Consider the following 13,219-nt stretch of genomic DNA (forward strand, 5'->3'; position numbering starts at 1 on the left):
CCTACATTTCTTTGTTTTCCGGCCCTTTTTTTATGCTCAACAGCTCACAAAGAGCGTCTCCCGTTAAATTAATTCCCAAAGAAAACAATGTTATCCCTATCCCCGGCGCCAGTATCATAACAGGATAGCTTCGGAAATAGGTCCTTGCATCGCTGATCATAACACCCCAATCCGCTGCGGGAGGCGAAACTCCAAGCCCTAAATACGAGAGTGCGGAAGCAGACAGCAGGGATGTGCCGATGCGCAAAGTAAGAAGAACCGCAATGACCGGAAGAATGTTAGGGAATACATATTCTTTCAGTATATACCGGTTCCCCGCGCCCAGGCTTTTAATTCCTTCCACATACGTTTCCCCTTTGATGCGGATCACCTCACTGCGCACAATACGGGAAAATCCTGCCCACGAAGTAAGGGTCACTGCAATAATAAGGCGAAAATCGTTTTCCGGAAGAACAGCCGCTATGGCGATCATCATACTCATACCGGGAAGCCCCTGGATCATGCTTACCAGACATTGGATGACCCTGTCAGTAATTCCTCCGAAATATCCCCCTGCAATTCCCAGCGAAACCCCGACCAGCATGGTACATAAGGCGACCGCAACCGCAAAGGCAACAGACGTCCTCGCTCCATATATTACCCGGCTCAGCAGATCCCTGCCCAAAGCATCTGTTCCTAACCAGTGCTTTGCAGAACAGTGCTGCAGTATTTCATCAATAGAAACCTGATACGGATCATACGGCGCTATCCAGGGAGCAAGTACCGCACACAGAATAATAGATAAAACCACAATAATTGCAAGTTTGTAAATATAATGCAGCTGACCCAGCTTTGTTCTCATGATTCCTCCTCCTGCCGTACAGAAGGATTCAGGGCATAATAACTCAAATCCACAAGATAGTTAAATACGACAAAAATCGTCCCGCTGACAATGACATATCCCTGAATAACCGGATAATCCCGGCTCCAGATAGCGCTTAATACATAGCTTCCCAGGCCGGGTATGGAAAACAGATCCTCAATAATGACCGATCCGCCCAAAACCGAACCGAAAAAGGTTCCCATCATGGTTATGACCGGCATAACCGAATTAGGGAATACATGCTTCCACATAATATGATTTAAAGGAAGGCCTTTTGCCTGTCCGGTAAGGACAAACGGCTTCTGCATCGTTTCTGTAACTGTCGTCTTCTGCAAACGTAAAACAGAAGCCATCGTTCCGGAAGCCAGGACAAAAGAAGGCATAATCATCTGCACTTCGCTTCCATACCCACTGGAAGGCAGCAACCGCAATTCTTCTGTAAAAACCAGCATAAGGATGATGGCAAGCCAGAATCCGGGAACCGAGATCAGCAACAAGGAAAATATCCGCAGCACAAGTTCCGGGCCCCGGTTTGTGTTCTTAGCCGACCAGATTCCCAACGGAATACCAAACACAACAACCCATCCCATGGCACAGACTGCCAGGCTAGCAGTCACAGGCAGACGCCTCATCAACTCGCCAAGCACAGGTTTTCCTGTTACGTAAGAATTGCCCAAGTCACCCGAGACCGCGTGAAGCAGCCATTTCCCATACTGCGTCCAATATGGCTGATCCAGCCCCATAGCATGCCGCATGGCAGTAAGTTCCGCAGTAGTAGGTTCAGTGATTCCGTCCATCGTGAGAACCACAATAGCAGGATCTCCCGGCGCTATAATGCCCAAAATAAAAGACAAAATGGTAATTCCTATTAGAAAAGGTATCAGCAGAAACAGTTTGCGCAGTGAAAAAAGAATTGCACTTTTCATTGTCCGGCCTCATCTTTCCTGATCCAATGTACTTTGTCTAATGTGATTCCATAGGTAATTGCCTTATAACCGCCCAGTCTTTTATCATAGACAGCAAGATTTGTATCTTCCAAAAGAGGAACGACTGCCGGATGTATAAGCAGTTGCCGGATAATGGTGTCATATAACCGGGCCCTTTCCGGTATGGGATACGTGTAATCCAGCTGTGCGAAGCAATTCTCGATTACCGGATTGTAGTATCCGAAACTGCTGGATTTGTTCATGCCTCCTTCAGCAGAAAAGAACTCGTGCAACAGCCAGGTCGGATCCAGGTTAGGTAGTCCCCTTGTTCCGATAGACATGTCAAACTCTCCCCGCTGCATGGTCTTGCGGGAAGCCTGATTGTCTACCATCACGATTTCCACATCCAAGCCCAACGGTCTCAGTTCCGCCTGTATAAATTCGGAAATAATTTTATAAGGATAACGCGAAACTCCATACTGGTGCAACAGGAATTTTACTTTTTGCCGCCGTCCCTGCAATACATCTGATGCCAGCTTTTTGGCCTTTTCCATATCAGTATACGGCGGGTAAACTTTAGTGAAAGGATTGGTACTGTTTAAGAAGCTCATTGTCGGCGTGCCAAAGCCGCAAAAATAATGCTTTACTATTTTTTCACGGTCAATGGCAAGATTCAGCGCAATGCGCATCCTTTCATCACTGAAAGGAAACCGGCGCCCGTTAAGTGTAAGATAATGGGATATAGTTGATTTTGCCGCATTGCATGCAAACCGTTCGTCCTTAACAAGCTCCCTCGCCAGTATCGGAGTCAGTCCCCCCAGATCAATAACACCGTGTACCTCACCGGACTTCATGGCAGAATATCTGGTTTCCGGTGAAGGAATCACTTTAATCCGCACGCTTTTTGCTTTTGCCTTTACTCCGTAATAATTTTCATAGCGTTTCAGCACAGTATATTCATTATCTTTTCTGTCTGCTATGTAAAATGGCCCTGTCCCCATCGCTGTCGAAATAAAATCACCGGTATCCGCATTAAAGCAATGCGGGCTGAACATAGCGCTGCCCCATCCGGCCATCCGGTAGATCAGCATAGGCACCGGCCTTTTAAATGTCAGTTTTAATACGTACTCATCCACAGCTTCTGCTTTCAGCAAGCCCGGATAGACCCGCTCAATTGCAAAGCCGTAAAAAGATGAGGGACGATATCCCATATGGGAATATCTTTTAAAATTCTCCACAACTGCCTTTGCGTTAAAGGGAACCCCGTCCTGAAATGTTACTCCTTTACGTAAATGGAACAGCCATTCCGTCCTGCTTTCATTGGAATCCCAGGAAAGGGCGAGCTTAGGTTCAATGTCTCCATCGTCAGATATTGCAATCAGCGGTTCCCATGTTTTAAGAATTACAGTAGAAAAATACGGGTCTTTGTAACCGGGAGACAAATCCCTGCCTGCGGCCAGAATGATTTCCGCGTCTTCCGAAACACTCTGTTTTTTACATCCCGGCAAAGATATGATTACGGCAGTCAAAGAAACTGCCAGTAAAATTAATGTAATAAAAAAACTCTTCTTCTGCATGGCATTCATACCGCTTTACAGATTATAAATACTCTAAAAACAAAAAATTAATCCGTCCACGCGTTCTTAACAATAAAAATGCGATTACACCCCCCGGAATACTCTCTGGGGGGTGTATAGTATTACTTATATTTTATCACAGATCAAAAGTTGCGGAAAGCAGTAAGGTTCTGGGCATGGAAAGGCCAAATGTCGTAGAACTGCCTCTGCCCATCCAGTAATCCTTGTTCAGAACATTGAAGCAGGTAGCAGATATTGTCACCGGAACTTTGCCCATCTTAGCTTTATAGTTTACGCCCAAATCTAAGGTCGCATAGGAAGGAATCCTTGTTTTGCCGGTGGGGGAAGATGCGTTGTCAATATAAGAAGTACCACAGGCAACCAGACGGCCCATGATGCCCCATTTATCGTCAGGTTCATAAATCAGACCTAACACTCCGCTCCATTTGGCCACGCCGTTGACAAATTTCCCGTCGTTAGCGCCGCCGGCAGTTTTACGCCGTTCATTATCTAAATACATTAAACCGCCGGTAAAGGTCCATTTGTCATGCGGTTTTCCGTTAAAGGTTAATTCAGCGCCGCGGAACCGTTCCCGTCCGTCAATAGCTCTGCGATACATACCGCCGCCCAGATCAGTATCAATAACGCTTTGCTGATCAATATCAAAAAGACTGAATGTCGTCAGTGTCTTCCCGCTCTTTACTTTCACACCGATTTCATTTTGTTTGCTGGTGGAAGGATCAAGGGTTTCTCCGTCATTTACATATTTTGTTCCCGAAACAACGGAACCCCTTGAAAATGCTTCTGTATGGCCTGCATAAATTGCAATGTTTTCCGTGGGCTGATAGGTTATGCCGTAGGTCGGAAGAACATTATTGTTTTTAATCTTTTGTCCGTTTACTTTGTTTTCAAAGTTTTCATGTTTTCGGGAAGCCGCTATCGAAACATTCCATTTCTTACCGATTTTCATGGAATCGCCAATGGTGATACCTGTATTGACCTCGTCCCACTGCAATGTAGGAGTACGCAGCTCCGGAATCTCAAAGCCGGCCAGGTAAGCAACGCCGTTATATAAATCGCCGCCTATTGTTCCTTTGGCACTGTTATGGGTATTATTCCAGTATTTTGCATAGGAACGGTCAACGGACAGCGACACGTTGTGTTCAACAATGCCCGTCTTAAATTTTCCCCTTACTCCTGTCTGTATGTAGGTATTGTTGCCTTCTTCAGCCTGGGCGTTGGATACATTGGAACTATCAAATTTTCCGAATTCGTTAAATTTTAAAGCTGACGATGAATTATATTTGTAGCCCGTACGATAATGATGACCCGCATTCACAAACCAGTCCAGATTTTTTCCAATCTTCTGATCATGATTAATCGTAAACATCCAGCCACGCATATATTTTACTGTTCCGTCAAAATCATAATTGTTCTTGGAATTCGGGGCTTCCGGCATTGAATCGCTTTTGCCGTTAAAAGTAAACCAGCGCTGTCCGTGATACACCCTCTTATCCCAGTGTCCCAGGAAAATGTTGGTATTGCTCTTTTCACTGCGATGATCAAGATTTACAAAAATATTTCTTTCCTTATCTTTTGCCTTTCTGGATGAAAGTTCACCATCCAAATATTCGCCATTGATACGGACACCCCATTCTTTGTTTTTGCCAAAACGGCGGCCAACATCAATATATTCACCAAAGTTACCTCTTCCGGTAAACGTTTGGGTATACCGGGTTATAGGAGTATCCTTGGCCCGCTTCGTAACAACATTGATTGTACCGGGCGCAGGCGTTGCGCCGCTGTTGGTACCGTTGTTAGACATACTTACACCGTTAACACCGGCGTTAGGACCTGAAGTAATGTCAATACGTTCAATAAAATGAGAACGCGGTTCGGCAAACTGATAGAACAGACTGGGAATACCGTTCAGCATCATATGGTTGCCGTTCATGTTGATGCCGCGCATGGAGAAATCAGAATACATGGGAGAAGTGGAACTTGTCCGGATAGATGGATTGTTTATCAGAACGCTTTGCAAAGGACCCGCGGGATTCACGAATGTTTCTACGGATTTTTGTGTCATGCTCATTTCCGAATAGGGAATCTCCATCACACTCTTATTACCGAACACCCCCATCTTGGCAGTTTCGTTTACCATACCGCCGGGCAGTTCGACAACGTTTCCCTCCGCTTCAACAATAATTGTCGGCAAATCGAATGAATGTGTTTTTTCGGCATGAGCCACTGCTCCGCCGTAAAACACCGGCATAATGGCTCCGCAAATCAGAGCGGTCATCAACATGCCTTTAGAACGTTTCTTCATAGTGTCTTCCTCCTATTAATATTATTGCACACCTTTCCTGCAGCCAGTCTTACATGGTCCTGCCCTACTCAGCGGAACAACCTTGCTTCTTATCAAACAAAAAAGCCTTTTCGCAAGCTGCAAAAAGGCATAGATTACCTCTGTTTTTCACCATTCTGTCGCTCGCAAAATGTATTTAATCTTTTTTACGGCATGCCTGCTGGCTCAACATACAATCGTTCTGCGGAAATCCCTATTCCATTCCACCTGACAGATGTTATACAGCTGCGGGACAGCACAGGCCTTTAACCTGTTGGCATTTTACACATCACTGCACCGTAAAATAAATATTTATTTTTAAAATATACGGATTGCCTCATCACCACTATTTTATATAAGATATAATCTGAACAATCCGCTTTGAATCATAAACAAATCCGTTACTTTCTTCCATTGCATTTTGCATGAACTTTTCTGAAAGCTGGTCATTAAAATTCAAAAAGGAAAGCTCTCCCAAGTCATTTTTCATTTCTTCTTCCACTGCGGAGAAATCATTATAATATTTCCTACGGGTGTAGCTTAAGTATTCCACATTGGCATTTATTCCCATATCCCAAAGCATCATCGGCATGAGAATATAGTCGTTGTTATACCGGTATGAAAGCCCCAAATCTCTGTATAGTTCGTACATCTGCGGGCGCAATAAGGTCCTTACAATTACAAAACCCTTTCTTCCGTACAAAGCAATTTTAGACAGGACCTGCCTCATATAACAGACCCGATACAGCGAGTTAACAGCAAGAACAAAATCTGCCTGATAATCTTCAGTATAATCTTCCCATTTGGAACAAATCATCCGGATGTTTTTACATCCCTCCTGCTTAATGCTTATTGCCAGTTGTTTCAGCATAGCCGGTGAAAAGTCAAGAGCAAGGATCTCTTTTGAATACTTGGAAAGCGGTATGGAAAAATTACCGGAGCCGCAACCCAGATCAATAATCTTTTTCCCTTCTCCAAAGATTTCCTTTAACTTATCCCGCAAGGAAACAGAATCCCGGTACAGATTGTATTGCCTCGAATAGGTCGGAGCCAGTTTATCCCAAAACTCCAGTTCCACTCTGTCATCAAATTTTCGGCCGGACTTCCGTTCTGCATCCCAACCCTGGTCTTTTTGCCATAAATCATCTACATTTACTGATTTTAACTGGTACATAAGCACAACTCCCTGCTTCTTTAAGTATAATCTTAATCAATATAGCCGCTATAAAGTCAAGTACAATTTTTATAAACGTTGTGCCGGTTTTATGCCATGAAACCTTATTTTTTGAGAAGAAACAGGTTTTAACGACGGCAATCTGGATAAAAAACATCCTGTATTGTATTATGAATAAAAAAAGTTTATAATAAATATAAACTATTAAGGCTTTAAAATTAATTAAAATTTATTTCTGTTAATACTACGGAGCTAAGCCATGGGAATCCGGGAGCAGTATTATACGCCTGTAGAATTTGCCAAATTATTTAATATTGATAAACAAACCCTGATTTATTATGACAACCAGGGAATTTTCACACCTGCCTTTAAAAAAGAAAACGGGTACCGGTATTACTCCGCAGAGCAGATTGTTTTATTCAGCATACTGCTGTCTTTACGTAAACTGAACATACAAGGACATCTGCTTGCTGAGTACAATAAAAATCCTTCTAATGACAAATTAACAGAAATGCTGAAAGACAAGATTTTTGAATATAATGAAACTGTAGAGTCCCTTTCTCATAAGATCGAATGTCTCCACGCTAAGATTTCCTCTATTCAGAAATCAAACAATCTTCCCATTAATAATATTATGCTGATTCCTCATCACCAGATATATTGTCAGCGCAGCGCCGTAATTCATGAAAATACTTCTTACAAAGATGCCCTGTTAGCAAGCACGCCGCTGATCAGCAGTTTTGCGACAAACCTGTTGACACATCAACTGCAGCTTTCTTTTATGCCCGTTTTTAAAAATCTGTCTGATCTGAGCGAGCCTCATCAATACAGAATCGTTCTGCTTACCAATGAAACAAAACTATTTACAAATCCCTTGGAATATCCTCCGGCATTATATCTTACCTTGATCATCGAAGGAGCTTTCCGCCAGAATGCTTTGCGGTATATAACTCTGATGGAAGAGTTTATGGACAAAATCGGTCTCACCTATAAACCGTTAGCTTTCATAACACCGTGGCAGACTTTCAACTGTTTTGAAAACGAAAAACGAAAACTTACCAAGATAGAACTTAACGTCTCGTATGAATAATCCGGTTCATACGGGACGTTAGTCTTTTAAAAACTATTAATTTGATACTTTCTTGCACAACACTTAATATAAAGATACTATATCAAACATTTCCGAAAGCATTTTCCCTGTCCTTGAATCCCAGTCAAACAACAGCACCGCTTCTTTCCCGCTGTATAAAAACTTTACCTTGCCGTTTTCAATCACGGCGCTCTGGCCCGGCGTCATGTCCATCCACTTCGGCGTTCCGGTCTGGTTGCAGACCACAACAGGCAACCCCGTCCGTTGTGAAGCCAGTTCCCAGCTCGGTAATGGAGTTCCCGTTTCCTTTGTAGGAGGCCAGGCAGCGATATCGACAATAATTTGCGCGCCTTTGTCCGCAAGAACGCGGGGATAATTTAAAAACCAGATATCAGAGCAGACCAGTACTCCTGTTGCCACACCACTGCAGACAACAGGATTCAATTTATCATCGTTGGTTGACCATACCTCTGCGCCAAAGCCCACATGGGCAGACATTTTGTTGTGCCGTCCCACCGGTTTGCCGTCGGGGCCGAAAATCAGGCAGGAATTCCTGTAACAGTCCGCCTGTTTATCATATTCGCCGGCGCCAAGGAATAAGTAGGCGCCATACTTTTTGCACAACTCTGTTAAAGACAGGATGTCTTCAGAAGGCTGCGGTTTTATTTTTTCCTTTTGCTTCGGATCAATCACATAAAAATAATATCCCTGCAACGCGGTTTCCGGCGTAACAATCCAGTTGGCGCCGTGCCGGCCGGCAATGTTAATTGCTTTTTCTATTTTTTTAATATTTTCTGCCTGGGGCCCCTGGGCTACATCCAGATGACACAAAGCAATACGTATAGATTTATTTGAACTGCCTTTTTTGAAATTGTCCGTATTCGAAGAATTTTCTCCGTTTCCTGCGGCTAAACCTGTACAACACAAAGTGAGACAAACAAACAGAAGCAGGTAACAAAACTTTTTAGCGAAACCTTTCATGACGATTCTTCCTTTTTCACTTATCTTCTATGCCCATCTCCGCCATAAATGCTTCCAGTTCTTCAAACGTCATGGTGGTGGGAATTGTCAGTTCCTTATTGTCAAGAACACATTTTGCCAGTTCCCGGTAGACCTGTGCCTGATGGGAGTCCGGCGCGTACTGGATTACAGTCTGTCTCTGGATTTCCGCTTTCTGTACAATCTGGTTCCGGGGAATAAAAGCGACCAGTTTTGTATTCAGTTTCTTTGCAAAAGCCTCCAGCAGTTCTTTTTCCTTTGGCGTATTCCGGCTGTTGCCGATCAATCCTCCCAGACGGACTTTACCGCGCTGGGCAAACCGTTTGATGCCCTTGGCAATATTGTTCGCCGCGTACAGTGACATCATTTCACCGGATGTAATAATATAAATAACATCCGCGTACCCCTCCCGGATTGGGACAGCAAAACCGCCGCAGACCACATCTCCCAATACATCGTACAAAATCAGTTCGTCATCTTCATTTGCATGTAATGCGTTTAAACGTTCCAGGGCGACGATAATACCTCTGCCGGCACAGCCGACACCGGGTTCCGGACCCCCGGCTTCGATACATTTGATATGGTTATAGCCGTAATGAACGATTTCTTCCAGGGTAACGCTGCCGTCATCGGAATTCCGCACTGCGTCCAGGACAGTTCCCTTGCAGATTTTACCCAGCACCAGGCGGGTAGAATCGTTTTTCGGATCACAACCAATCTGGCATACTTTTACACCCATCTCGCTTAATGCCGCAGAAACATTGGATGCCGTTGTGGACTTTCCGATACCGCCTTTTCCGTAAAAAGCAATCTTTAGCATGATTCCTGTTCCTTTCTATATCATCATAAATAATTATCTAAACAAATACATAATTAAATTTAGTGTACCGTATGCTGTTTTAAAACGGCATCACTGCAAACCGTTCTGAAATTACACTGTTTTTTGTTTCATCCCATTCAAACAACAGCAAAGCATCTTCCCCGCTGTATGTCAGTTTCGGCTGCCCGTTTTCAATGTACACGCTCTGCCCGACCGTAAAATCCAGCCACTCTGTTTTTCCGGTCTGGTTGCATAAAACCATGGGCAGACCTGTTTCATTTGAACATTTTATCCAGGACGGCAACGGATCCCCGCATTCTTTGGATATAGGCCAGCCGGCAATATCCACCAGAATCTGCGCGCCCTGTTCCGCCAGCCGTTTGGGGCATTCGACGTACCATGCATCAGAGCAGACCATGATACCTGTTTTTACGTTTCCCACCTGTACCGGTTCTGCAACGGTACTGTTTGTTACCCAGCCTTCCCCGCCATAACCGTGGGAATGGTTTTTGCGGTGCTTCCCAATCAATTCGCCATCCGGACCGAACACAAAGCAGGTGTTGTAATTGCAGTTGTCTTTTACGTCATACTCACCGGCTCCCAGGAATAAATACTGCCGGTTTTTCCTTACCAGATCCCGCAACGGAGTTAAATATTCCGCAGGCTGCGGATCCAGTTTCTGCTCCGGGTCAATTTTATAAAAATGATAACCCTGTACTGCGGTTTCCGGCGTAATGACCCAGTCCGCTTTCACTTCACCCGCAATCTGTACTGCGCGTTCCAGAATTTTCAAATTCTCTTCCAAAGGCCCCATACTAAGGGTAAGATGGCACAACAGGATTTTCATAACGAAGGCCGCCTTTCTTCTCTGATAAAATACAAGGTCAGTGTCTGTTCCACTATCTCATGGATCAGACACCCCCAGCCTTCAATCCCGGCAAATGTCCTGTATTTGCGTCGCAGAAGCCCGTCTGCCTTGTACATGTTGAAATAGATTGTGTGCGCGTAGCCGCCGGTACGGACCCGGTCGGCAAAAGTCCCGAACAGCAGCCGGATATCAAATGGAAGCCTTGTGTCGCTTTCATCAGGCGCCTTTGGATGAAGCGGTCCACAGTTATCATGATTTTGCCTTCCATCTTCCCCCATATAGTTTCCCTGTATCTGGTATATTATGTTCTCCACTTCCAGAATTTCATGCTGCAGGGCATCTGCCAGTGCTTTAGCCTGGGTATACGGTAAGGCTAAAATGGCCTGTTTAAAAGTCAGGTTGGCAATCATCCGCTTCAGGGCGTCAACTTCTTCCCCTACATTTTCCCGCACCACACAGGCTTCCTGTTCCAGTTTTTTCAGATCAGGCATCACAGACAGGTTCTCTCCGATTTTTTGCACCCAGTCCATCGTCTGCTTTAACCCGTAGGGAATCGGCAACACCGCATAATCCTGCCCGGTCTTTTCCTTAAGACGCTTGGCTGTCTGCAGTCCCAGCTCCGGAGCCAGAACAATATTCAGCGCTGCCAACGGTATATTTTGCAACTCCTTCATATCCAGTCCCTGCTCACCAGGGCACACTCCCACTTCAAAACCGGCTTCCGCCAGCAGCCGCTTCAGTTCTGCCAGGTCCCCGCTGCTGTCAGGATAATAACTGCAATAGCCCAGCAAATTTACCCGTTTCGAATGCCTTTCAGCACATTTCTGCAAATCCATCTTGTCTATAATTGCAGTCATCGCGGTCTGATACCCCTCTTCAAACAGACCGGTCAGTCCGCCTGTATCCAGAGCAATGACAGGATAGGGCCGCTCCAGCGTACTGACAATCCCACTAACATCGTCACCGATAAGGCCTACCGAACAGCTTGTCAGCACAGCCAGCAGACCGGTATCCGGGTTTTCCTGCTTCTGAACATCCAGGATCTCCCTGATTCTGTCTCCTGTTCCAAACAGCAGGTCAGCCTGTTCCACATGGGAACAGTACAGACGATGCTGCAATGTGCGGTTACAGGACATCAGCTCCCGTTCCACAACAAGGGAGCACCAGCTGGGGCCATTCAGTACCACCGTAGTATTTTTAAAACTCAGCACGGCTGCCGCAGCCCCGTTCATCTGGCAATAACTATGACAGGGAAGCCACTGTTCCAGATTCTCATTCTTCATGAAACATCCTCCTGTCCGATTCCAAAAATGTTTTCAGCTGCTTCCAGTAATCACAGATTCCCGCAGCGCCGATGTGCCGTTTTGTGGTTATGAACTGTTTTGCAAAATAAGGTTTTTCGATAATCGTGATAACAAAATCTTCAAGCTTTCTCTGTGTTTTTTCCTGCAAATACTCTTCTTCCGTGTAAACCGGCTTGCCGTATCCCTGTAGTGCGTTCCGGTATTTTTGGCTTTCCGCGCCTGCCATTTCCGGCAGCAAAATAAACCCGGAAATCCGTATTCCCGCTGATTCCAACAGGGAAACAATCCGTTCCGGCATGGCAAAATCATAGGAAAAAACAAAAGCAAGCAGGCAGGTGTTATTCTGAAAGACCGGCGCGCAATCCGCAGCCGTTTCCTGTATCATTGCTTTTTCCTTTTCAACTGCTTTTTCAGCAAGGAGCGGTTCTCCCAGCAGTTCCCCGGTTTTTCTTAAATAGGCATACACTTCCTCAGGTGTTTCCGGCAGATTATCCAGGTTATAAGAAATCCCAAGCGTTTCCGCAAAAAACCGGGTGTATGCGTGAATCTCTTTCCGCTTGTTGGACTGCCCCCTTCCGGCAACCGCAAGAGATACCCGGTTCAGCATGGGAAATTCGGAAATCTTCATGCCGGCGATGGGAAACAAAACATCCTGAAAACCAAAATAGTGAAACAGCCTGTTAATGCAGGAATTGACAAACGCTTTATTATTAATGGGCTGTTCACCTAACAGGACAACCGTTTTATCTTTTTCCTTCGTCCGTTTCAAAGGACTGAATTTTTCAATCAGAAGTTTCGTAGTCAGCAGATACGGATCGTTTTCCGTATCATTCATAAAGCCGGAACCGTCCGTATAAAGAACAGGAACCTTTGTTTCTTCCTCAATCAGTCTGCAGACCGCTTCTAAATTATCTCCGATGACACCGGCCACACACCCGCCTGCAACCATGATATATTTGGGATGCCGGGCTTTGATTACGGCCCGCAGGCATTCTTCCAGTTTCTGTTCCCCACCGAAGATAGCCTCTTTATCCGTCAGCCCCGTAACATAAAAATTGCCCATGTCATAAGGCAGTTTCCTTCCGGATTTTCGATAGCGCTCTTTCAGATACGGCAAAACGCCGGCAATCAAATGAGAACAGGCCCGGGGTGCGTGGATCACAACCACCGCCCCCGGGTTAAACGCATTTGCCGTATATATGCCGGCCAGATTGCAGATTACCGGTTTTCGCTTCGCGTGTTTGCCAATCATACT

Annotated in this window: 11 protein-coding genes and 1 riboswitch; of the genes, 1 reads left to right on the forward strand and 10 read right to left on the reverse strand. The window is 45.1% G+C overall.

Going from position 1 to position 13,219, the window contains the following annotated elements:
• Position 1: 1 nt before the first annotated feature.
• From BM159_RS01790 to BM159_RS01810, 5 genes are all read right to left on the reverse strand, one after another.
• Positions 2-841, reverse strand: coding sequence for an ABC transporter permease (locus tag BM159_RS01790; protein ID WP_093912535.1), 840 nt, complete (start codon positions 839-841; stop codon positions 2-4).
• Complete coding sequence (locus BM159_RS01795; protein WP_093912536.1) at positions 838-1,788, reverse strand: ABC transporter permease; 951 nt, start codon at positions 1,786-1,788, stop codon at positions 838-840. The genes BM159_RS01790 and BM159_RS01795 overlap by 4 nt, the downstream gene beginning before the upstream one ends.
• Positions 1,785-3,365 (reverse strand): ABC transporter substrate-binding protein, encoded by a 1,581-nt coding sequence (locus BM159_RS01800; protein WP_177205848.1) that lies wholly within the window; start codon positions 3,363-3,365, stop codon positions 1,785-1,787. Before BM159_RS01800 ends, BM159_RS01795 begins: the two co-directional genes overlap by 4 nt.
• Positions 3,366-3,501: 136 nt before the next feature.
• Positions 3,502-5,691 carry a TonB-dependent receptor gene (locus BM159_RS01805; protein ID WP_093912538.1) on the reverse strand — a complete coding sequence of 730 codons (2,190 nt, stop codon included), beginning with the start codon at positions 5,689-5,691 and terminating at the stop codon, positions 3,502-3,504.
• 172 nt (positions 5,692-5,863) lie between these two features.
• Positions 5,864-6,026, reverse strand: a riboswitch (cobalamin riboswitch).
• 29 nt (positions 6,027-6,055) lie between these two features.
• Positions 6,056-6,883, reverse strand: a complete 828-nt coding sequence (locus BM159_RS01810; protein WP_093912539.1) for a class I SAM-dependent methyltransferase — start codon at positions 6,881-6,883, stop codon at positions 6,056-6,058.
• Between the two features lie 259 nt (positions 6,884-7,142).
• Between BM159_RS01810 and BM159_RS01815 the strand changes: the two genes are divergently transcribed.
• The gene (locus BM159_RS01815; RefSeq protein WP_093912540.1) at positions 7,143-7,973 is read left to right on the forward strand and encodes a MerR family DNA-binding transcriptional regulator; all 831 of its coding nucleotides are present in this window, start codon (positions 7,143-7,145) and stop codon (positions 7,971-7,973) included.
• A 63-nt stretch (positions 7,974-8,036) separates the two neighbouring features.
• Here the strand turns inward: BM159_RS01815 and BM159_RS01820 are convergent, their stop codons facing one another.
• The 5 genes from BM159_RS01820 to BM159_RS01840 all read right to left on the reverse strand — a co-directional run bounded on the left by BM159_RS01820 (position 8,037) and on the right by BM159_RS01840 (position 13,216).
• The gene (locus BM159_RS01820; protein ID WP_177205849.1) at positions 8,037-8,804 is read right to left on the reverse strand and encodes a carbon-nitrogen hydrolase family protein; all 768 of its coding nucleotides are present in this window, start codon (positions 8,802-8,804) and stop codon (positions 8,037-8,039) included.
• 166 nt (positions 8,805-8,970) lie between these two features.
• Positions 8,971-9,792: a nucleotide-binding protein gene (locus BM159_RS01825; RefSeq protein ID WP_093912542.1), complete on the reverse strand. Its 822-nt coding sequence runs from the start codon at positions 9,790-9,792 to the stop codon at positions 8,971-8,973.
• 79 nt (positions 9,793-9,871) lie between these two features.
• The gene (locus BM159_RS01830; protein WP_093912543.1) at positions 9,872-10,639 is read right to left on the reverse strand and encodes a carbon-nitrogen hydrolase family protein; all 768 of its coding nucleotides are present in this window, start codon (positions 10,637-10,639) and stop codon (positions 9,872-9,874) included.
• A complete protein-coding gene (locus BM159_RS01835) occupies positions 10,636-11,943 on the reverse strand; it encodes a nitrogenase component 1 (protein ID WP_093912544.1) in 1,308 nt (435 codons plus the stop codon). The genes BM159_RS01830 and BM159_RS01835 overlap by 4 nt, the downstream gene beginning before the upstream one ends.
• Positions 11,933-13,216: a nitrogenase component 1 gene (locus tag BM159_RS01840; RefSeq protein WP_093912545.1), complete on the reverse strand. Its 1,284-nt coding sequence runs from the start codon at positions 13,214-13,216 to the stop codon at positions 11,933-11,935. Before BM159_RS01840 ends, BM159_RS01835 begins: the two co-directional genes overlap by 11 nt.
• Positions 13,217-13,219 lie beyond the last annotated feature (3 nt).

Origin of the sequence: Succiniclasticum ruminis DSM 9236, from assembly GCF_900112895.1 — a bacterium.
Taxonomy (GTDB): domain Bacteria; phylum Bacillota; class Negativicutes; order Acidaminococcales; family Acidaminococcaceae; genus Succiniclasticum; species Succiniclasticum ruminis.